Here is a 20,971-nt window from a genome sequence, read left to right on the forward strand (position 1 = left end):
GCGGAGGGGGGCCGCCATGGCGGAGGCACGGCCGGGCGAGGAGCCCGCGGATCTCACCGATCCCGAACGCCGGATGTGGCAGGCGTACCGGACGGGCAGCGTGTGCGATCTCAGCGCCCGGGCCGCCGACGAGGACAATCCGCACGGCGACCGGGTCTGGGGCGCCGGGCGCAGCGTCCGCGCCCAGGTGGTGGCGCTGCTGCTGCTCCACGGGCCGCCGCCGGTGCCGGGCCGGGTGGCCTCGCTGAAACTGCGCGGCGTACGGATCACCGGGCGTCTCGACCTGTCCGGGGGCACCGTGCAGCCCTATGTCGAACTCCAGTCCTGCCGTTTCGACAGTGAGATCCAGCTGTCCGAGACCCGCTTCGTCACCCTGCGCATGGTCAACTGCGCGATACCCCGGCTGGACGCCTCCCGGCTGCACACGGAGGGCGATCTGCACCTGCCGCGCTGCCGGGTGGCCCGCGGGATCCGGCTGACCGACGCGCAGATCGGCACCGACCTGCTGATCAGCCAGGCCGTGGTGCAGCGGGACAACAAGGGCCGGGCCATCGCCGCGGACGGGATGTCGGTCGCGCAGGACTTCCAGGGCGAGCTGCTGGAGACGTACGGGGAGGTGAGTCTGCGCGGCGCGAAGGTCGGCGTGTCGATGAACCTGCGCGGGGCGCGGCTGCGCAACCCGTACGGGCGGCGCGCGCTGAACGCCCCGCAGCTGACCGTCGAGCGGACCCTGTACCTGACGTCGATCGCCCTGGACTACGTCCTCGGCGACTCCGGCTCCTCCACTCCCCCGTACGGGCTCGGCCAGACCCCGACGCGCGGGCAGCGGGCCCAGCGGTTCGAGTGCCGGGGCGGGCTGCGGCTGGACGACGGCCGCTTCGGCGACGCGGTCGACTTCTACGGCGCCCGGTTCACGCTGACCGAGGAGCAGGAGGTCTCGCTGCGCCGGATCCAGACGCCGGAGCTGCGGTTCGTCGGCGAGCGGCCGGAGCGGGGGCGGGTGGTGCTGTCGGGGGCGAAGGTGGTCAAGCTGGTCGACACCTCCACCAGCTGGCCCGGCCCGGGCGGCGTGTCGATCGAGGGGTTCGCGTACGAGAACCTCGCGCCCCGCGGCCACTTCCCGCTGGCGCGCCGGCTGGCGTGGGTGGAGGCGGCCACACCGGAGTACTCCCCGGAGCCGTACGAACGGCTGGCCGCCGTACTGCGCACCAGCGGCGAGGACGCGGACGCCCGCGAGGTGCTGCTCGCCAAGCAGCGGCGGCGCCGGGCCACCCTGCCGCCGGCGCTCAAGGCGTGGGGGTTCCTCCAGGACTGGACGGTGGCGTACGGGTACCGCCCGGGCCGGGCCGCGCTGTGGATGGCGGTGCTGTGGGCGGCGGGCGCGCTGCTCTTCTCCCGGCACGAGCCGCCGCCGATCAAGGCGGACGAACACCCGCACTGGGAGGCGGCGCTGTACGCGCTGGACCTGCTGCTCCCGGTCATCGATCTCGGCCAGGAGGGCCAGTGGAAGGTGGAGGGCGGCTGGCAGTGGGGCTCGGCGGCCCTGGTCCTGCTGGGCTGGATCCTTGCGACGACGGTGGCGGCGGGAGCCTCGCGTCTGCTGAGACGGGGATGACGGGAGGGCAGGAGACAACTGAGGTGACAGGCCCTGGCCCGCGGCCACTACCCTGTGCCTCGTGACCACCGTTCGCCTGCCCCTCTTCCCCTTGAACTCGGTGCTGTTCCCGGGACTCGTCCTCCCGCTGAACGTCTTCGAGGAGCGTTATCGCGCCATGATGCGGGAGCTGCTGAAGACGGGCGACGAGGAAGCGCGCCGCTTCGCGGTCGTCGCGATCCGCGACGGCCGGGAGGTCGCACCGACCGCGCCCGGCCTGCCGGACCAGACGGCCCTGCCCGAGCGCGGCCCGACGGCGGGCTTCGGCCCGGACCCGATCCAGGCCTTCCACCGGGTGGGCTGCGTCGCGGACGCGGCGACGATCCGGGAGCGCGAGGACGGCAGCTTCGAGGTTCTCGCGACCGGGACGACGCGGGTGCGCCTGCTGTCGGTGGACTCCTCGGGCCCCTACCTGGTCGCGGAGCTGGAGGAGCTCCCGGAGGACGGGGGCGAGGGCGCGGGCGCGTTGGCGGAGGGGGTCCTGCGGGCCTTCCGGAACTACCAGAAGCGGCTGGCCGGAGCCCGGGAGCGGTCGCTCTCCTCGCCTGCGGACCTGCCGGACGAGCCGTCGGTGGTCTCGTACCTGGTGGCGGCGGCGGCCGTGCTGGACATCCCGGCGAAGCAGCGGCTGCTGCAGGCGCCGGACACGGCGACGCGGCTCGCGGAGGAACTGAAGCTGCTGCGCGCGGAGACGGCGGTCATCCGCCACCTGCCGTCGCTCCCGGCGGTGGACCTGACGCGCGCGCCGACGAGCCCGAACTGACCGCAGCGGACTGACGGCGAAGGACCGATGGCGAAGAAGAAGGCTCCGGCCGGTACACCGGCGATCGTGGCGCTCACCTCGGCGCAGGCCGAGTTCACGGTGCACGCGTACGAGCACGACCCGGCGCACCCCTCGTACGGGGAGGAGGCGGCGCAGGCGATGGGGGTGTCCCCGGACCGGGTCTTCAAGACGCTGGTCGCGGACGTGGACGGCGTCCTGACGGTGGCGGTGGTCCCTGTGTCGGGCAGCCTGGACCTGAAGGCGCTGGCGACCGCGGTCGCCGGGAAGCGGGCCTCGATGGCCGACCCGGCGCTGGCGGAACGCACGACGGGGTACGTGCGGGGCGGCATCTCCCCGCTGGGGCAGCGCAAGCGGCTCCGGACGGTGGTGGACGAGTCGGCGCGGGCCCATGCCACGATCTGCATCTCGGCGGGCCGCCGCGGCCTGGAGGTCGAGCTGCCGCCCGCCACCCTGACGGCCCTGACGGGAGCCACCGTGGCCCCCATCGCCCGCTCCTAGCTCCCGCTGCGCGGGCCGCCCGGTCAGCCTCGCGGAGGCTCGGGGGCAGACGGGTCCTGCGGGGGCGAGGCGTGGACGTGGGGCGGGGGGTAGATCCCCCAGGCGGGGTCGGCGGCGTCGGCCGGGTCCGGGTCCTGGGGGGACCACAGGGCCGTCAGGCCGAGGTGGACGGCCACGGCGACCATCGGCCAGACCAGCAGCACCCCCCGGGCCAGCAACTGCAGCGGCGCATCGAACGGCACCCCCTTGCCGGCCTTCAGCGCGGCCGCGGCCACGTCCGCCGACGGCCCGAGCCACAGCCCGAGCCGCCACCCCGCCAGCGCGGCGAAGCCGGACCCGATCACCAGGCCCACCACCAGCGGGACACCGCCCCGGCGCCGCCACAGGAACACGAGCACGGCGCTCAGCACGCCGAACCCCAGCGACAGCAGGAAGAACGTCCCGTCGGCCCCTATCCGGGCCTCGCTCTCGCTGCTCCGCAGGAAGACGGCCTCGCCGTTCGACACGTACTGCGCCCTCGGCGCCAGCCACGCCCACAGCAGTCCGAGCAGCACGCCGGCCACTGCGGTCACCAGGGCCACGGCGGCCCCGTCGCGGATGTCCCCCGGGGTGATGCCCGCGGCGGGGCCGCCCGGCTTCCCGGGCGGCAGCGGCGGTTCGAACGGGGACGGCGTGGTCACGGCTTCGGTCACCCCCACATCGTGCCAGGTGCCCGGCGCGTCGGCGTCAGCGGCTTCGGCGTCGGCGTCGGCGGCGTCGAGGCCGTCAGCGGACCGACGCCCGCCGGTACGCCCACGTCGCCACGGCCAGCGAGAGGACCCCCACCGCTCCGCACACCCCGAGGTCCAGCCCGACCGCCGCCCAGTCCGGATGCGGCGCGAACGTCCGCGCGAAGGCCTCGACCCCGTACGTCGACGGCAGCAGGTCCCGCGCCCACACGATCACGTCCGGCATCCGCTCCGGCGGCAGCACCCCCAGCAGCAGGGCCGCCGACATGCCGAGCTGCCCGGCCAGCGTGGCCAGCTCCTGGCGCGGCGCCAGCAGCCCCAGCGCCGCGCCCAGCCCCGCCAGCGCGGCCCCGGCCAGCGGCACCACCGCGGCCAGGATCCACAGCCCGCCCATCGGCAGCCCGAACAGCAGGCACCCGAACACCGCCGTCACCAGCGTGCCCGGCAGCGTGAAGGAGGCGTACGCGGCGGCCGCACCCAGCACCACCGAGGCGGGCGGCACGGGCAGCGTGGCGTAGTGGTCCAGCCCGCCGCTGGCCCGCAGCTGCCCGAAGTACTGCGCGAGCAGGTTCAGCGCGACGAAGGCGACGACCAGGACGGACGAGCCCGCGACCACGGCCCGGGCCTCCGAGCCGCCGTCCACCACGCCCCGCATCAGGATCATGATCCCGACGGACTGGAAGGTGGCGACGAACAGCAGCGGGATCCGCGACACGCGGGCCCGGGACAGCTGCGCCCGGTACACGGCGGCCAGTGACGGCAGGAGCCGCGCGCGCGGTGCGAGCACCCCGACAGCAGCCCCGACAGCAGTGGTGCTCACGACTTCACCAGGCCCTTCGTCGTACGCCCGCCCAGCGCGAGGTAGACGTCCTCCAGGCTCGGGGTCGCCAGCGTGAAGTCGTCGAGGGCCGCGAAGGCCGGCCCGCCGGTCACCGCTGCCACCGCGGCGCGCGCCTCGTCGGGCTCCAGCCGCAGCACCCACCGGCGCCCGGCCTCGGCGGCCGCCGGCGCGAGCGCCGCGACCTCCGGTACGTCCAGCGGCGGCGCGGTGCGCCACACCAGCTCCAGCCGGACCTCGCCGGAGACGCGGGCCTTCAGCCCGGCCGGGGTGTCGCAGGCGATGACCCGGCCCTGGTCGATGACGGCGACCCGGTCCAGGACGGTCTCGGCCTCGATGACGTTGTGCGTGACGAGCAGGACGGTGGCCCCGTTCCGGGCGCGGCGCCGGTCCACGGCCGCCCACACGGCCCGCCGGGCCACGGGGTCCATGCCGGTGGTGGGCTCGTCGAGGACCAGCACGGGCCGCTCCCCCACCAGTGCGGCGGCGAAGCAGGCGAGGCGCCGCTGTCCGCCGGAAAGCTTCTTCAGGGGCCGCCCGGCGATCGGGGTCAGCCCGAGTTCCTCGAGCACGGCGTCCCGCTCGGCCCGCGCCGTCCGTACGTCGAGCCCGCGCAGCCGTCCCGTGGTCTCGGCGGCCAGCGCCACCGTGAGCTCGTCGAGGGCGGTGGACTCCTGCCCCAGGTAGGCGAGCAGCCGGGCCGCCCGCTCGGGGTGGCGTACGAGGTCGTGGCCGAGCAGGGTCACGGTGCCGGAGTCGGGCCGCAGCAGGCCGGTGAGCTGGCGGACCAGGGTGGACTTGCCGGCGCCGTTGGGGCCGAGCAGGCCGAAGATCTCGCCGCGCCGGACGTCCAGGCAGACCCCGTCGGTGGCCCGGGTCTCGGGCAGGGCGGGGGCGCCGCGCCGGCCCCGCACCGCGGGGTACGTCTTGACCAGGTCACGCACCACGCAGACCACGTCGGAGGCCGCGTCCGCGGCCGCTGCCGTGCTCGGTCGTGCTGATGCTGTGCCCGTACTCACGAGGGAGCAGCCTACGCGGCTTCGGCCCCTACTCCGCTGCCGGGGTCGGCGGCCCGGCGGGCACGGCGGAGGGGGTGGCGGCCACGTGCTCGGCGGCCGCGCGGACGTCGATCTCCCGCCAGAACCCGGCGCGGATGGCGTAGCGGTCGTGCTCGTCGATCTGGTCGTCCTTGTGGGCGAGCAGTCCGAACCGGGCGGCGTAGCGCAGCAGCTCCCCGTCGATGCGGTGGGGGATCCGGGGGTACATCGTGGCGAGTTTCTGCAGGTGGACGGTCTCCGGAAGGCGTTCCATCCAGCGCCGCGCGAAGACCTGGCCGACCTCGAAGGGGTCGCCGCCGACGGTGGTGATGTCCTCCTCGCGATCGGCCCAGCGCTGCTCGGCGCTGGTGAGCTGGGCGAGGGTGGGCAGCGAGGCGGTCTCGGCGGGTTCGCCCAGCGGCCCGGCCCGGTCGATCCAGCCCTTGTCGGAGGACCAGCGCAGGGCGCTTCCGGCCGGGGGCTGCTGGGCGGCGGCGTGGGCTGCGGAGGGGCCCGCCTGCTGGCCGGGGGCGCGCAGCGAGCCGGCGAGGTCCTTGGGCGTGGGGACGGCCTTGCCGCCGGGTGCGGGGGCGGGCACGGGGGCGCCGTTGCCCTCGGGCGCGGCGGGGGCGGGGGCTCCGGCGCCGTTGCCGCCGGCGCTGCGGGCGGCCTCGGCGAGGGCCGCCTCGGGCAGCGGGGCGGAGAGGATCGCGGCGATCTCGGGGCGTGGTGCGGGCGGGGGTGCGCACAGTCCGGCGAGGTCCTTGGCGCGGACGGCCCGGGTGATCCAGGCCCGGTCCAGGACGCGGCGTTCGTCGGCCTCGGCGACGAGGTCCTCGGACTGGTTGTAGTCGCCGTCGGCGGCCTGGACGGCCCACAGGTGGACGGCGACCCCGTGCTCCTTGGCGGACATCAGGCCGGGCAGCAGGTCCCCGTCGCCGGTGACCAGTACGACGTCGGAGCAGGCCCGGTTGCGGGCCAGCTCGGTGAGCTCGGCGTGCATCGCGGCGTCCACGCCCTTCTGCGCCCAGCGGCCGTCGCTGCGGGTCAGGGCGCCGAGGCGGACGGTGACGCGCGGCATGACGCGCAGCCGCCGGTGCTCGGGCTGGGGCACCCGGTCGGGCGCCCCGTCGAACCAGTAGATGCGCAGCAGGGGCTGCTCGGTGTCGGCCTCGGCCCGCTCGCGCAGGCCCTGGATGAGGGCGGCATGGTCCACGGTGATGCGGGAGCGGGAGGGCTCTCCGGCGAGAAGACTGGCGGCGGCGCCCAGCAGATAGCCGGCGTCCACCAGGACGACGCAGCGGTCCACGCGTACCACCCTCTTCCCTGGGGATCCTCTGTGTTTGTCGCGGGTTCCCCGAGTCTGCCCGACCGCAAGGGTGTTGACGGCCGGAACTCGATCATCGGCGTGGCGGATCGTGTGGGCGTTTGCGAAACCGGGGTTCCCGGCTACACGCAGTAAAGATCCAAAATGCGCGGTTTGTGGTGGCGTGTGAGGGTGAAGGCGGTCCTGGCCCCTAGACCCTCACGGAGGCTCCACCATGGCCAAGAACAAGAACCGCCAGCATGAGCAGAAGCAGCCCCGCTCGTCGTCGCAGGATCCGTCGAAGAGCTCGACGGAATCCGTGTCCGAGCCGTCGGGCAGCAGTCCGAGTCCGATGGACATGGCCCGCAAGGGCAAGCAGAAGAAGTTCGGCCACAACTGACGCCTCCTGCGAGCAGCACGCACGAGGGCGCGCCCGGAGCTCTGGGCGCGCCCTTCTTCACGTTCGACTGCCTGCGCAGGTCCCTGCGGGCGGCGTCATCCGGCCAGGCAGGACGGCCCGAGGAGCACCTTGAGGTCGCCGAAGAGCGCCGGGTCGGGCTGGACCCGGTGCTTGTCGAGGCGCAGCACGGTGGTGGTCCGCGGCCCCTGGAGCTTGATCCGGACCTCGGTGTTGCCCTTGTGGTGGCGAAGGATCTCGCCCAACCGGGTGACCATCGGAGGAGTGACCTTGACCGTCGGGATGGTGAGGACGACGGGTGCGTTCGTTCCGGCCGAGGAGAGGTCGGGGACCATCATCTCCATGGCGACCAGCCGGGGGACGTCCTCGCGCTTGTCGAGGCGGCCCTTGACGAAGACGACGGTGTCCTCGACCAGCTGCGTGGAGACGAGCTGGTAGGTCGCGGGGAAGAACATGCACTCGATGGATCCGGCGAGGTCCTCGACGGTGGCGATGGCCCAGGCGTTGCCCTGCTTGGTCATCTTGCGCTGGAGGCCCGAGATGATGCCGCCGATGGTGACGACGGCGCCGTCGGAGTGCTCGCCGCCGGTCAGCTGGGAGATTCCGGCGTCCGTCTTGTCGGAGAGGACGTGCTCCAGGCCGAACAGCGGGTGGTCGGAGACGTACAGGCCGAGCATCTCGCGCTCCTGGGCGAGCAGGTAGGACTTCTCCCACTCCACGTCCGAGAACTCGACGTCGAGCCCGAAGCCGGGCTCGTCGCTCGCGCCCTCGTCACCCATTCCGCCGAAGAGGTCGAACTGTCCCTCGGCCTCCTTGCGCTTGACCGCGACCACGTTGTCGATCATCGATTCGTGGTGGGCGACCAGGCCCTTGCGGGTGTGGCCCATCTCGTCGAACGCGCCGGCCTTGATCAGCGACTCGACGGTGCGCTTGTTGCAGACGACGGCCTCGACCTTGTCCAGGAAGTCGGGGAAGGTGGAGTACTTCCCCTTTGCCTTCCTGGTCTTGATGATCGACTCGACGACGTTCTGGCCGACGTTGCGCACGGCGGTGAGGCCGAAGAGGATCACGTCGTCGCCCTGGGCGGCGAAGTTCGGCTCGGACTCGTTGACGTTCGGCGGGAGCACCTTGATGCCCATGCGCCGGCACTCGTTCAGGTAGATCGCGGACTTGTCCTTGTCGTCCTTGACCGAGGTGAGCAGGCCGGCCATGTACTCGGCCGGGAAGTTCGCCTTGAGGTAGGCGGTCCAGTAGGAGACCAGGCCGTACGCGGCCGAGTGCGCCTTGTTGAAGGCGTAGCCGGCGAAGGGGACCAGGACGTCCCACAGGGCCTTGATCGCCTGGTCGCTGAAGCCCTTGCTCCTGGCGCCCTCCTCGAAGATGACGAAGTTCTTCGCCAGCTCCTCGGGCTTCTTCTTGCCCATCACGCGGCGCAGGATGTCGGCCTCGCCGAGCGAGTACCCGGCGATGATCTGGGCGGCCTTCTGGACCTGCTCCTGGTAGACGATCAGGCCGTAGGTGACCGCGAGCACCTCTTCGAGCGGCCCCTCCAGCTCCGGGTGGATCGGGGTGATCTCCTGCTGCTTGTTCTTGCGCAGGGCGTAGTTCGTGTGCGAGTTCATGCCCATCGGGCCCGGCCGGTACAGGGCCGAGACGGCGGAGATGTCCTCGAAGTTGTCGGGCTTCATCAGGCGCAGCAGGGAGCGCATGGGCCCGCCGTCGAACTGGAAGACGCCGAGGGTGTCGCCGCGGCCGAGCAGTTCGAAGGTCTTGGGGTCGTCGAGCGGCAGGGCCAGGAGATCGATGTCGATCCCCTTGTTGGCCTTCACCATCTTGACGGCGTCGTCCATGATCGTGAGGTTGCGCAGGCCGAGGAAGTCCATCTTCAGCAGGCCGAGCGATTCGCAGCTCGGGTAGTCCCACTGGGTGATGGTGACGCCGTCGGTGTGCCGCACCCAGACGGGTACGTGGTCGGTGATCGTCTCGCTGGACATGATCACGCCGGCGGCGTGCACGCCCATCTGGCGGACCAGGCCCTCCACACCGCGGGCGGTGTCGATGACCTTCTTCACGTCCGGCTCGTTCTCGTACATCCCGCGGATCTCGCCGGCCTCGCCGTAGCGGGGGTGCTGCGGGTCGAGGATGCCGGAGAGCGGGATGCCCTTGCCGAGGACGTCGGCGGGCATCGCCTTGGTGAGCCGGTCGCCCATGGCGTAGGGGTAGCCCAGGACGCGCGCGGAGTCCTTGATCGCGTTCTTGGCCTTGATGGTGCCGTACGTGCCGATCATGGCGACCTTGTCGGCGCCGTACTTCTCGGTCACGTACCTGATCACCTCGACGCGCCGACGCTCGTCGAAGTCGATGTCGACATCGGGCATGGAGACGCGCTCGGGGTTCAGGAACCGCTCGAAGATCAGACCGTGCGTGAGCGGGTCGAGGTCGGTGATGCCCATGGCGTACGCGACGATCGAGCCGGCCGCGGAGCCTCGGCCCGGGCCCACCGCGATGCCCTGGTTCTTGGCCCACATGATGAAGTCGGCGACCACGAGGAAGTAGCCGGGGAAGCCCATCGAGATGATCGTGTCCATCTCGTACTCGGCCTGCTTCATCCGGTCGTCCGGGATGCCGCCGGGGTAGCGGCGGTGCATGCCGCGCATGGTTTCCTCGCGGAACCAGCTGACCTCAGTGTGCCCCTCCGGGATGTCGAACTTCGGCATGAGGTTGCGGAACTTGAACATGCCCTCGGTGTCGATCTGGTCCGCGACCAGCTTCGTGTTGGCGCAGCCCTCCTGCCAGGCGTCCGAGGAGTCGATGGCGTACATCTCGTCGGTCGACTTCAGGTAGTAGCCGGAGCCGTCGAAGCGGAAGCGGTCCGGGTCCGAGAGGTTCTTGCCGGTCTGGATGCACAGCAGGGCGTCGTGGGCGCCGGCCTCGCTCGCGTACGTGTAGTGCGAGTCGTTCGTGACCAGCGGCGGGATGCCGAGCTTCTTGCCGATCTCCAGCAGCCCGTCGCGGACCCGGCGCTCGATCTCGATGCCGTGGTCCATCAGCTCCAGGAAGTACCGCTCCTTGCCGAAGATGTCCTGGTACTCGGCGGCCGACTTCAGGGCCTCGTCGAACTGGCCGAGGCGAAGGCGGGTCTGCAGCTCGCCGGAGGGGCAGCCGGTGGAGGCGATCAGGCCCTCCGACCACTTGGAGATGGTCTCCTTGTCCATGCGCGGCCACTTCGTGAGCCAGCCCTCGGCGTACGCGTCGGAGGACAGCCGGAAGAGGTTGTTCAGCCCGGTGGCGTTCGCCGCCCAGATCGTCTTGTGGGTGTAGCCACCGGAACCGGACACGTCGTCGCGCTTCTGGTGGGGCTGGCCCCACTGGATGCGCCGCTTGTTGCGCCGGGACTCGGGGGCCACGTACGCCTCGATGCCGATGATCGGCGTGACCCCGGCCTTCTGGGCGGTGTGGAAGAAGTCGTACGCGCCGTGCAGGTTGCCGTGGTCGGACATGGCGATGTGCGTCATGCCCATCTCGTTGCACGCGTTGAACATGTCCTTCAGCCGCGCGGCACCGTCCAGCAGCGAGTACTGGGTGTGGACGTGCAGGTGCGTGAACGGCGGCTTGGTCACGGCGGGTGGCTCCTGACGGTGGGGGCGGCGGCAGCTATGAATCCTACGTCCCGGGAGTGACAGATCCCGGGCACGGACGGGTACGGTCGGGCGTTGCAGAACCAGGACGACCCACCCGACGTCCAGTCGGTCAGAACCTGTACCAGCCCGTGCACCAGGAGGCACCCGCCATGGCGGTCCCCGAGACGACGAACGAGCAGCGCGCCGAGCAGATACTCGATGTGTTCGACACCGCATTCGGTGAGCTGCTCGCCGCCGACCCCGCGGCCTTCCAGGTCAAATTCCGCAAGATGGCGGCCTCGGCCTTCGCCTTCTACCGCGGAACGGCCTGCCTCTTCTACGCCGACCTGGAGCGCGACCGGCACGGCGGGCCCTACCTCGACGAGCGGACCGGCCGGGTCTGGATCCACGGTGATCTGCACGCCGAGAACTTCGGCACCTACATGGACTCCAACGGCCGCCTGATCTTCAACGTCAACGACTTCGACGAGGCGTACGTCGGCCCCTTCACCTGGGACCTCAAGCGGTTCGCCGCCTCCGTCGCCCTGATCGGCTACACCAAGGCGCTCAGCGACGAGCAGATCAGCACCCTGGTGCGGACGTACGCCGCCGCCTACCGGGAGCGGATCCACCGCCTGGCCACCGGCGCCAAGCACGAGGAGGTGCCCTCCTTCACCCTGGACACCGCCGAGGGCCCGCTGCTGACGGCCCTGCGCTCGGCCCGCTCCCGCACCCGCTTCTCCCTGCTGGACTCGATGACCGAGATCCGCGACTACGAGCGCCGCTTCACCTCCGGCGGGGGCTCGATCGAGCTGGACGCGGCCACCCGGTACAAGGTGCTCGCCGCCTTCGACGGGTACCTGGAGACCCTGCCCGACGAGTCCCTGGTCCGGCCGGACTCCTACCGGGTCAAGGACGTGGTGGGCCGCCGCGGCGTCGGGATCGGCTCGGCCGGCCTGCCCTCGTACAACATCCTGCTGGAGGGGCACAGCGACGCCCTGGAGAACGACGTCGTGATCTACCTCAAGCAGGCGCAGACCCCCGCGGTGTCCCGGCACATCACCGACCGGGCGGTACGGGACTACTTCCAGCACGAGGGGCACCGCACGGTGATCTCCCAGCGCGCCCTCCAGGCGCACGCGGACCCGTGGCTGGGCTGGACCGAGCTGGACGGCTCCGGGCAGCTGGTGGCCGAGGTCTCCCCGTACGCGGTGGACCTGGACTGGTCGGACCTGGACGACCCGGAGGAGATCGCGGCCGTGGTCGCGGACCTGGGCCGGGCGACGGCGACCATGCACGCGGCGGCCGACGAGGCCGAGAGCGGGCACTCGCTGGTCCCGTTCTCCACCGAGCGGGCCATCGACGCGGCGATCGCCGCCGACGAGGAGGGCTTCGCGGAGCTGCTGGTCGACTTCGCGCACGCGTACGGCGCCCGGGCGCGCGCCGACCACCAGATCTTCGTGGACCTGTTCCGCAACGGCCGCATCATGCACTGAGCGCTGCCGGAGCGTTTTCGGCCGCGGTCCCCGGGCCGCACGGGACCGGGGACCCGATTTCACAGGGACTCGTGGCAGACTCGCGGCGATGGACATATCGAGGGCAGGACTCCGGGGGCTGCGGGCCGCGCTGTTCAGCGCACTCGTCGTGGTGCTCTCGGCCGGCTCGCACGTCCTGATGTCCCGGGTCCCGCTGCCGCCCGCGCTGGTGGCCGGGGCCTTCGCGGGCGTGTTCCTGCTCACGTACGCGCTGGCGGGCCGCGAGCGGGGCTTCGGCCCCATCGCCGGGCTGCTGGTTCCGCTGGAGCTGGCCGCCGACACGGTCTTCACCGCCGGGCAGCACGTCTGCTACGGCCCGGCCGGCGGGCCCGTCGCCGGGCCGCTGCGGGCGCTGGGCCTGGACGAGCTGTGCGGCGGCCCGCCGCTGGGCGGGCCGCTGGCCGAGATGCCCGGAGCCGTCCCCGAGGCGGTGGCCCTGCTGGCCTCGCCCGGACCCTGGACCCCGTGGCTGCTGCTCGGCGCGCACGTGTCGGTCGGGCTGTTGGCCGCGGCCTGGCTGCGGTACGGGGAGCGCGCCCTGGGCCAGCTGCTGCGCGCGGTGGCGGCCTTCGCGTTCCGGCCTCTGCTTCTGGCGGCGGCCGGGGCGCAAGCCGTCGCCGACCCGGTGCGGCGGGCGCTGCGCCCGGCCCTTCCGGGCGCGGGGGCCCGTACCCGCTTCCCCGCCCACTCCGTGGGACGCCGGGGACCTCCCGTACGCGGCGCGCTCGTCTGCGCCTGACCCAACCCGCGTACGGCAGTCCCCCCTTTCCTTGTGTCACATCCCACGGAGATCACCATGAGTTCACGCAACAGCCAGGCGAACAAGGCGGCGGCCCGCGAGCGGCTGCGTGCCGAGCGCGAGAAGCAGGCCAAGAAGGACAAGGTGCGCCGCCAGGTGCTGGTGGCCGGCGCCGTCGTCGCCGTCCTCGCGCTGGCCGGCGGCATCGGCTACGCGGTCGTGCAGGCCAACCAGCCCGGCGAGTGGGACAAGGCCGCCGACGCCACGCTGGTCGCCCCGAAGAACACCACGGGCGACAACGGCACCACCGTCGTCATAGGCAAGGCCGACGCCAAGAAGACCCTCGAGCTCTACGAGGACGCGCGCTGCCCGATCTGCTCGACGTTCGAGCAGGGAGTCGGCCCGCAGATCAAGAAGGACCTCGACGCCGGCAAGTACAAGATCCAGTACGTCGGCGCCACCTTCCTGGACAAGGCCTTCAGCGGCAGTGGCTCGAAGAACGCCCTGAGCGCGCTGGGCGCGGCCCTCAACGTCAGCCCCGAGGCGTTCCTGGACTACAAGTCGGCGCTGTACTCCAAGGAGAACCACCCCGAGGAGAAGGACGACAAGTTCAGCAAGGACGACTACCTGCTGAAGATCGCGGACCAGGTGCCGGCCCTCAAGGGCAACGCCGAGTTCAAGAAGGCCGTCGAGGACGGCACGTACAACCGCTGGGCGCTCGAGATGTCGAAGACCTTCGACAAGAGCGGGGTCACGGGCACGCCCTCGCTGAAGATGGACGGCAAGAAGATCGAGATCCAGAAGATGACGCCCGAGGACTTCACGGCTTCGATCGACAAGGCCATCGCGGGCTGATCGGACATACCAGGCCGGACAGGCAGGCGAACTCCCAGAGTTCGCCTGCCTGTTGCTTTGTAAGGGGTGTACCGGCGGTTATACCCATCAGTAATATGACCGCCCGTGACCAGTCATCTCCCCTCCCCCACTGCGGCAACTCCGCGCCGCCGTACGGTCGTCAAGGCCGCTGCGGCCACCGCCGCCCTCGCGCCCTTCGCGACGGCCGCACTGGGCATCTCCCCCGCATCGGCGGCCTCGAACGGGCCCGCCTTCCTGCACGGCGTCGCCTCCGGTGACCCGCTGCCCGACGGGATCCTGCTGTGGACCCGCGTGACCCCCACCCCCGAGGCCGTGCCCGGCTCCGGCGCCGGCCCGGCCACCCAGGTGACCTGGGAGGTCGCCGAGGACAAGGCCTTCTCCCGGATCGTCGTGAGCGGCTCGGTCACGGCGAGCGCCGCGAGCGACCACACCGTCAAGGCGGACGTACGCGGACTGCGGCCGCAGACCCCGTACTTCTACCGGTTCACCGCCGGCGGCGCCGTCTCCCCGGTCGGGCGCACCCTGACCGCCCCGGGCCACGACGCGACGACCCCCGGGGTCCGCTTCGGCGTGGTCTCCTGCGCCAACTGGGAGGCCGGCTACTTCTCGGCCTACCGCCACCTGGCCGCCCGCGCCGACCTGCACGCGATCCTGCACCTGGGCGACTACATCTACGAGTACGCCAATGGGGCCTACCCCGAGGCCAAGTACGTCGTACGCGCGCACGAGCCGAAGCACGAGATCCTCACGCTCGCCGACTACCGGACCCGGCACGGCAAGTACAAGACCGACGCCGACCTGCAGGCGCTGCACGCCGCGCACGCGATCGTCGCGATCTGGGACGACCACGAGTTCGCCAACGACGCCTGGTCGGGCGGCGCGGAGAACCACACCCCGGACACCGAGGGCGACTGGGCGGCCCGCGCGGCCGCCGCCAAGCAGGCGTACTTCGAGTGGATGCCGGTGCGCACCTCCACGGCCGGCACCGTCTACCGGCGGCTGCGCTTCGGCAACCTCGCCGACCTGCACCTGCTGGACCTGCGCACCTTCCGCTCCCAGCAGGTCAAGATAGGCAGCGGCTCGGTCGACGACCCGGAGCGCACCATCACCGGGCGCGCCCAGCTGGACTGGCTCAAGTCCGGCCTCGCGAGCTCGAACGCGACCTGGAAGCTGGTCGGGACCTCGGTGATGATCTCGCCGGTCGCCTTCGGCTCGCTGCCCGCGCACCTGCTGGCGCCGCTGACGAAGCTGCTGGGCCTGCCCGAGGGCGGCCTCGCGGTCAACGTGGACCAGTGGGACGGCTACACGGACGACCGCAAGGAGCTGCTGAACCACCTCAAGGACCAGAAGATCAAGAACACGGTCTTCCTCACGGGCGACATCCACATGGCGTGGGCGAACGAGGTCCCGATGAACATGGCGACGTACCCGGGGTCGGGTACGGCGGCCACCGAGTTCGTCGTGACGTCGGTGACCTCCGACAACATCGACGACCTCCTGCACGTGCCGGCGGACACCGCGTCGCTCGTAGCGGAAGCGGCGGTCAAGGCGGCCAACTGGCACGTGAAGTGGCTGGACATGGACGCCCACGGCTACGGGGTGCTGGACGTGACGGCCGAGCGCTCGCAGATGGACTACTTCGTCGTGTCCGACAAGCGGAATCCGGCCGCGACGGCCGCGTGGGCCCGCTCGTACCGCACGCCGAACGGCACGCAGAAGGTGGAGCGGGCGTACCAGCCGGTCAGCTGACGATCTTCTGACAGTCTGTCAATTCTGCTGTTCGGAGGGGCTCCTGGTGCAGACCAGGAGCCCCTCCGGCCTCAGAAGCAACAAATCTTTTACTTCCAGGGCTTGCTTAGTGCATGACATGGACACATAAGCTTCGCGCCAGCGTGAGGAAATCCCTCACCCCCCACCACGCTTCGCGAGGAGTCAAACGTGCGCGCCTCCGCCCGCATATCCCCCATGCTCCGACGCCGCCTCATGGGTACGGCCGTTCTGGCCGGAACCCTGGCGTTCGCCCCGCTCACGGCCCCCACGACCGTGGCCGCGGCCCCCCAGTCCGGCGCCGAGGCCTGTGCCGACGCCGGCACCTCCGCCAACGCCCGGGTCGCCCGCCCCAAGGACAACCACGCGGCCGACCCCAACGAGGTGACGGACTCCCAGGTCAAGGCCATGGACGCCGACCTGGCCAAGAAGACCGCGGAGCTCGGCCCGCAGCGCCAGATGCGCGCCGCCGAGGTCACGGCCGCGACGACCATCCCGGTGTACGTCCACGTCATCACGTCCGGCTCCGCCGGCAAGCTGACCGCCACGGACATCAACAACCAGATCGCGGTCCTCAACTCCGCCTACAGCGGCAAGGGCACCGGCAACGTCGACTCGGGCTACCAGTTCTCGCTGGTCTCCACCGACTACACCGACAACGACGCCTGGTACAACGTCTCGGACGGCACCCAGGCCGAGAAGGACATGAAGAACGCCCTGCGCAAGGGCGGCGCGAACGCGCTGAACCTCTACACCGCCAACCTCGGCGGCGGCCTGCTCGGCTGGGCGACCTTCCCGAGCTCCTACGCCTCGCAGCCGAAGATGGACGGCGTGGTCATCCTCAACACCTCGCTGCCGGGCGGCTCCGCCGCCAACTACAACGAGGGCGACACCGGCACCCACGAGGTCGGCCACTGGATGGGCCTGTACCACACCTTCCAGGGCGGCTGCTCGGGCAGCGGCGACTCCGTCTCGGACACCCCGGCCGAGAAGAGCGCGGCCTTCGAGTGCCCGACCGGCCGTGACAGCTGCACCAACAAGACGGGCGTCGACCCGATCCACAACTTCATGGACTACACGTACGACTCCTGCATGTACCAGTTCACTGCGGGCCAGGTGTCCCGCATGAAGAGCATGTGGAGCGCGTACCGCGCCTGATGGCGACCTGAGGCGAACGAGGGGCAGGGCACCGACGCGTGCCCTGCCCCTCACTCGTTCGCCTGGTTCCTACAGACCGTCGAGGAAGGCGAGCGCGACCCGCCAGGTCTGCTCCGCGGCCTCCGCGTCGTAGTCGTCGAGCTCCGGGTCCGTGAACAGGTGCCCGGCACCCGGGTAGCGGTGCACCTCCACGTCCGCACCCGCGCGCTGCATCCGCAGGTACCAGGCGGTCAGCCAGTCGTGCGTCTCGAACGGGTCGGGATCCGCGATGTGCAGCTGCACCGGCAGCTCGTCGACCGCGGTGTCCTCCTCCAGGTCCGCCGTCCCGTGCAGGAGCAGCAGCCCGCGCGCCTTCTCGTCGGCCAGCGCCAAGTGCTGGGCGACGGAACCGCCGAAGGAGAAGCCCGCGTAGACCAGGCCCTGGTCGGAGAAGGGGGCGGAGGCCAGCACCGCGCGCTTGAGCAGCTCGTCGCGGCCGATCTCGTCCCGGTGTGCCATGCCCTCTTCGACGGTCTCGAAGGTGCGCCCCTCGAAGAGATCCGGCACCTGGACCTGGTGACCGGCCGCGCGCAGCCGGTCGGCCGCCGCGTGCACCGCGGGCCGCAGCCCGTACGTCGAGTGGAAGAGCATGATGTTCATGCACCCCATCGTGCCATTCATTGAATGGGAGGGGCCCGAGGCCGCGTTCCGGTTACGTTGAAGTCCATGGACACGGACACCGTTCTGCGCCCGATCGCGGTCCTCGGCGGCTCACTGGTCGTCACCCTGCTCGCCGGGTGGCTGCTGGACCTGCTGCTGCGCCGCGCCGACGCCCGGCACAGCGAGACCCCGCTGTGGGGGCTGCTGCGCCACTGCCGCCTGCCGTTCCAGTTCGTCCTGTGCACGACCCTGCTGTACATCTCCCACCGCCGGGCCGGGCTCCCCGCTGACTACGTGTTCGCCGTGGGCCGCGTCCTGACGCTCGTGCTGATCGCCTCGGCGGCGTGGCTGCTGGTGCGCATCGCGACGGCGGTCGTGGACTCCTCGTACGCCCGGTACGCGGACCGGAACCCGGACGACGCACGGGTGCGCCGGGTCCGCACCCAGGTGACGCTGATCCACCGGGTGGTCACGGCGGTGGTCGTGGTCGTCGCGGTGGCGGCGATGCTGCTCACGTTCCCGCCGATGCGGGCGCTCGGCGCCTCGATGCTGGCCTCGGCGGGCGTCCTCGGCATCGTGGCGGGCATCGCCGCCCAGTCCTCACTGGGCAACCTGTTCGCCGGACTGCAGATCGCCTTCGGCGACACGGTGCGGATCGGCGACACGGTGGTCGTGGACGAGGAGTGGGGCACGGTCGAGGAGATCACCCTCACCTTCCTCGTGGTGCGCACCTGGGACGAGCGCCGGATCACCATGCCTGTGTCGTATTTCACAGGCAAGCCGTACGAAAACTGGTCGCGCGGCGGCGCGCAGATGACCGGGACGGTGTTCTGGCACCTGGACCACAGCGCACCGCTGGAGCTGATGCGGGGGCAGCTCCAGCGGATCCTGAAGGAGATCCCGGAATGGGACGGCCGCACCGGCAGCCTGGCGGTCACGGACACGACCCCGCACACGATCCAGGTCCGGGCGGTGGTCACGGCGAAGGACGCCACCGACATCTGGACGGTCCGCTGCCAGGTCCGCGAACGCCTGATCACCTGGCTCGTGACCCACCACCCCTACGCCCTCCCCCGCATCGCCACGTCCCCGGCGGACCCCCGCCCGGCGGCATCCTGACGGGCACGGCCGGCCACGACCGGGGAAGACCCCGGGAAACCGGCCGCAGGCGATCAGGAGCCGAAGGTCAGGCGGAACAGGGCCCCGCCGCCCGGCGCCGGTTCCGCGACCAGTTCCGCGTCGTGCGCACGGGCGATCTGGCGGGCCATCGCGAGCCCCAGCCCCGACCCCGGCAGGGCGCGCGCCGCCCCCGCCCGGTAGAACCGGTCGAAGACGTACGGCAGGTCCTCGGCCGCAATGCCCGGCCCGTGGTCCCGTACCGTCAGCCCGGCCCCGCCACCGCCGCCCCGCGGCACCAGCTCCACCTCCACCGGCGCCCCCGCGGGGCTGAACTTCGCCGCGTTGTCCAGCAGGTTCGACACCAGTCGCGTCAGCCGCGCCGGCACCCCCGGCACCACCACCTCCCCGCCGACGCGTACGTGCACCGGTACCGACGGCCAGTGGGCCCGCGCGGCCTCCGCGCAGTGCTCCACCAGCGGAGCCAGCCGGACCTGTTCCACCAGCGGCTGCGGCTCCTCGTCCCGGGCCAGCTCGATCAGGTCGTTGACCAGCCCCGTCACCTCCCGCAGCTGCCGCCCCAGCGCGAGCGAGGCCCGCTCGCGCTGCTCCGCCGTCAGCCGCTCACCGCGCGCGAGCAGCTCCGCGTTCGTCCGCAGCGCGGTCAGCGGGGTCCGCAGCTCGTGCGAGGCGTCCGCGACCAGCCGCCGCTGCGCCGTCACCGACTGCTCCAGCTCGCCCAGCATGGTGTTGAAACTCCCGGCGAGCCGGGTGATCTCGTCCTCCCTCCCCGCCGGCCCCGGCGGCGGCAGTTCGATCCGGTGCCGCGGATCGCGCGTCGCCGCGATCCGCTCGGCGGTGGCCGTGAGCCGGGTCACCGGGGCCAACCCGGTCCGCGACACCCAGTACCCGAGCCCGGCCGCCACCAGCACCCCGGCCCCGCCGATCAGCACCAGCCACCACGCCGCCTCCTCGATCCCGTCCTCGACGGTGTCGGCCCGCAGCGCCACCTGCAGCGCCCGGCCCTTCGCGTAGTCGGTGACGAGCATCCGCGTCGGGTGCCCCGCGTGCACGATGTCCGTGTAGTACGGCGCACGCCGCGCCGCGGCCACCGCCCGCGTCGCCGCGTCCACCGGCAGCAGGTACGGTGCGGCCGGGTCGTCCGCCGGGTCGGCCGGCACCACCTCCGCGCAGGCGGGCGCCGCCAGGAACCGGCACTCCCCGGCCAGGGTCCCCGGCCCGGAGTCCGGGTTGCGCTGGGCCGCGAGCCTCGCGGACTGGGTGAGGCTCAGGTTCAGCTGCTCGTACAGGGCGCTGCGCACGACGAAGAACGCCGCCGTGCACACCCCGACCGCGACCAGCGCCACCGCAGCGGTGACCGACAGCGCCAGCCGGGTCCGCAGCGGCCGCCGTCTGCGCCAGCGCGCCCCGAGCCTGCGCCGCCCCTTCCCGGGCCCGCCGCCGCTCACGCCGTGTCCAGCCGGTACCCGACCCCGTGGACGGTGTGCACCAGCCGCGGCTCGCCGCCGGCCTCCAGCTTGCGCCGCAGGTAGCCCACGTACACGGCCAGCGAGTTGGAGTCCGGCCCGAAGTCCCGCCCCCACACCAGCTCCAGGATCACCTCCCGCGGCAGCACCTGACCGGGGTGGCGCAGCAGCAGTTCGAGCAGGGCCGCCTCGGTGCGGCTGAACTCCAGCGGCCGTCCGCCGCGCCTTCCGGTGCGCGTCTCGGGATCGAGCACCAGGTCCGCGAACCCCAGCACGGCCGAGCCGGCCGGATCGGGCGCGGCCCGCCGCAGCAGGGCCCGGACCCGGGCCACCAGCTCGTCGAGCGCGAACGGCTTGACCAGGTAGTCGTCGGCGCCCGCCTCCAGGCCGTCGACCCGCTCGCTCACCGAGTCCAGCGCGGTCAGGACGAGTACCGGCGTACGGTCGCCCAGCGCGCGCAGCTGGCGGCAGACCCCGAGCCCGTCCAGCACGGGCATCATCACGTCGAGCACCACCGCGTCGGGCTGCCAGCCGGCCACCTCCGACAGCGCGGCCAGCCCGTCGGCGGCTCCCCGCACCTCGTACCCCTCGACGGCCAGCCCGTCCTGGACGGCGGCCCTCACCTCGGGCTCGTCGTCCACGACCAGGATCCGCTGCCCATGCGCGTGCGCACTCGTGCTGCTCATGGGCAAAGCCTGCCAAACGGTTCTGAGAGAACCTCTTAGAACCTTCTTAGGGCGCACCGGAAGCCTGCGCCCATGACCACTCAAG

At 71.9% G+C, this 20,971-nt stretch carries 18 protein-coding genes; 10 read left to right on the forward strand and 8 right to left on the reverse strand.

Features of this window, described 5'->3' with window-relative positions:
• Positions 1-16 precede the first annotated feature (16 nt).
• The 3 genes from ACFYXK_RS01235 (at position 17) to ybaK (ending at position 2,936) form a co-directional block, all read left to right on the forward strand.
• Positions 17-1,615, forward strand: coding sequence for an oxidoreductase (locus tag ACFYXK_RS01235; protein ID WP_389409266.1), 1,599 nt, complete (start codon positions 17-19; stop codon positions 1,613-1,615).
• A 61-nt stretch (positions 1,616-1,676) separates the two neighbouring features.
• Positions 1,677-2,417 carry an LON peptidase substrate-binding domain-containing protein gene (locus tag ACFYXK_RS01240; protein WP_389409267.1) on the forward strand — a complete coding sequence of 247 codons (741 nt, stop codon included), beginning with the start codon at positions 1,677-1,679 and terminating at the stop codon, positions 2,415-2,417.
• Between the two features lie 27 nt (positions 2,418-2,444).
• Positions 2,445-2,936, forward strand: a complete 492-nt coding sequence (gene ybaK / locus ACFYXK_RS01245) for a Cys-tRNA(Pro) deacylase (RefSeq protein ID WP_389409268.1) — start codon at positions 2,445-2,447, stop codon at positions 2,934-2,936.
• 23 nt (positions 2,937-2,959) lie between these two features.
• On the opposite strand, the gene ACFYXK_RS01250 is transcribed toward ybaK, so the two are convergent.
• The 4 genes from ACFYXK_RS01250 to ACFYXK_RS01265 form a co-directional block, all read right to left on the reverse strand.
• Positions 2,960-3,628, reverse strand: a complete 669-nt coding sequence (locus ACFYXK_RS01250) for a hypothetical protein (RefSeq protein WP_389409269.1) — start codon at positions 3,626-3,628, stop codon at positions 2,960-2,962.
• A 73-nt stretch (positions 3,629-3,701) separates the two neighbouring features.
• Positions 3,702-4,484, reverse strand: a complete 783-nt coding sequence (locus ACFYXK_RS01255) for an ABC transporter permease (protein WP_389409270.1) — start codon at positions 4,482-4,484, stop codon at positions 3,702-3,704.
• Positions 4,481-5,521, reverse strand: coding sequence for an ABC transporter ATP-binding protein (locus tag ACFYXK_RS01260; protein WP_389409271.1), 1,041 nt, complete (start codon positions 5,519-5,521; stop codon positions 4,481-4,483). Before ACFYXK_RS01260 ends, ACFYXK_RS01255 begins: the two co-directional genes overlap by 4 nt.
• Positions 5,522-5,549: 28 nt before the next feature.
• Entirely contained in the window at positions 5,550-6,848 is a 1,299-nt protein-coding gene (locus ACFYXK_RS01265) for an NYN domain-containing protein (protein WP_389409272.1), read from the reverse strand.
• Positions 6,849-7,080: 232 nt separating this feature from the next.
• Here ACFYXK_RS01265 and ACFYXK_RS01270 point away from each other — a divergent pair, with 232 nt between their 5' ends.
• Positions 7,081-7,245, forward strand: a complete 165-nt coding sequence (locus ACFYXK_RS01270; protein ID WP_389409273.1) for a hypothetical protein — start codon at positions 7,081-7,083, stop codon at positions 7,243-7,245.
• Between the two features lie 95 nt (positions 7,246-7,340).
• On the opposite strand, the gene dnaE is transcribed toward ACFYXK_RS01270, so the two are convergent.
• Positions 7,341-10,883 carry a DNA polymerase III subunit alpha gene (gene dnaE / locus ACFYXK_RS01275; RefSeq protein ID WP_389409274.1) on the reverse strand — a complete coding sequence of 1,181 codons (3,543 nt, stop codon included), beginning with the start codon at positions 10,881-10,883 and terminating at the stop codon, positions 7,341-7,343.
• A 170-nt stretch (positions 10,884-11,053) separates the two neighbouring features.
• Here dnaE and ACFYXK_RS01280 point away from each other — a divergent pair, with 170 nt between their 5' ends.
• The 5 genes from ACFYXK_RS01280 (at position 11,054) to ACFYXK_RS01300 (ending at position 16,958) form a co-directional block, all read left to right on the forward strand.
• The gene (locus ACFYXK_RS01280) at positions 11,054-12,379 is read left to right on the forward strand and encodes a DUF2252 domain-containing protein (RefSeq protein ID WP_389409275.1); all 1,326 of its coding nucleotides are present in this window, start codon (positions 11,054-11,056) and stop codon (positions 12,377-12,379) included.
• Between the two features lie 88 nt (positions 12,380-12,467).
• A complete protein-coding gene (locus ACFYXK_RS01285; RefSeq protein WP_389409276.1) occupies positions 12,468-13,157 on the forward strand; it encodes a hypothetical protein in 690 nt (229 codons plus the stop codon).
• 57 nt (positions 13,158-13,214) lie between these two features.
• Positions 13,215-14,012 carry a thioredoxin domain-containing protein gene (locus ACFYXK_RS01290; protein WP_389409277.1) on the forward strand — a complete coding sequence of 266 codons (798 nt, stop codon included), beginning with the start codon at positions 13,215-13,217 and terminating at the stop codon, positions 14,010-14,012.
• A gap of 105 nt (positions 14,013-14,117) precedes the next feature.
• Positions 14,118-15,782: an alkaline phosphatase D family protein gene (locus tag ACFYXK_RS01295; protein WP_389409278.1), complete on the forward strand. Its 1,665-nt coding sequence runs from the start codon at positions 14,118-14,120 to the stop codon at positions 15,780-15,782.
• A gap of 234 nt (positions 15,783-16,016) precedes the next feature.
• Positions 16,017-16,958 (forward strand): zinc metalloprotease, encoded by a 942-nt coding sequence (locus ACFYXK_RS01300; protein ID WP_389409279.1) that lies wholly within the window; start codon positions 16,017-16,019, stop codon positions 16,956-16,958.
• 69 nt (positions 16,959-17,027) lie between these two features.
• Here ACFYXK_RS01300 and ACFYXK_RS01305 read toward each other — a convergent pair whose 3' ends face one another.
• Positions 17,028-17,606, reverse strand: coding sequence for a dienelactone hydrolase family protein (locus tag ACFYXK_RS01305; RefSeq protein ID WP_389409280.1), 579 nt, complete (start codon positions 17,604-17,606; stop codon positions 17,028-17,030).
• Between the two features lie 57 nt (positions 17,607-17,663).
• Between ACFYXK_RS01305 and ACFYXK_RS01310 the strand changes: the two genes are divergently transcribed.
• Positions 17,664-18,716: a mechanosensitive ion channel family protein gene (locus ACFYXK_RS01310; RefSeq protein ID WP_389409281.1), complete on the forward strand. Its 1,053-nt coding sequence runs from the start codon at positions 17,664-17,666 to the stop codon at positions 18,714-18,716.
• A 53-nt stretch (positions 18,717-18,769) separates the two neighbouring features.
• Here the strand turns inward: ACFYXK_RS01310 and ACFYXK_RS01315 are convergent, their stop codons facing one another.
• The gene (locus ACFYXK_RS01315) at positions 18,770-20,182 is read right to left on the reverse strand and encodes a sensor histidine kinase (protein WP_389409282.1); all 1,413 of its coding nucleotides are present in this window, start codon (positions 20,180-20,182) and stop codon (positions 18,770-18,772) included.
• Positions 20,179-20,886 (reverse strand): response regulator transcription factor, encoded by a 708-nt coding sequence (locus ACFYXK_RS01320; RefSeq protein WP_389409283.1) that lies wholly within the window; start codon positions 20,884-20,886, stop codon positions 20,179-20,181. The genes ACFYXK_RS01315 and ACFYXK_RS01320 overlap by 4 nt, the downstream gene beginning before the upstream one ends.
• Positions 20,887-20,971 lie beyond the last annotated feature (85 nt).

This window comes from Streptomyces sp. NPDC002209 (assembly GCF_042890265.1).
Lineage (GTDB): Bacteria > Actinomycetota > Actinomycetes > Streptomycetales > Streptomycetaceae > Streptomyces.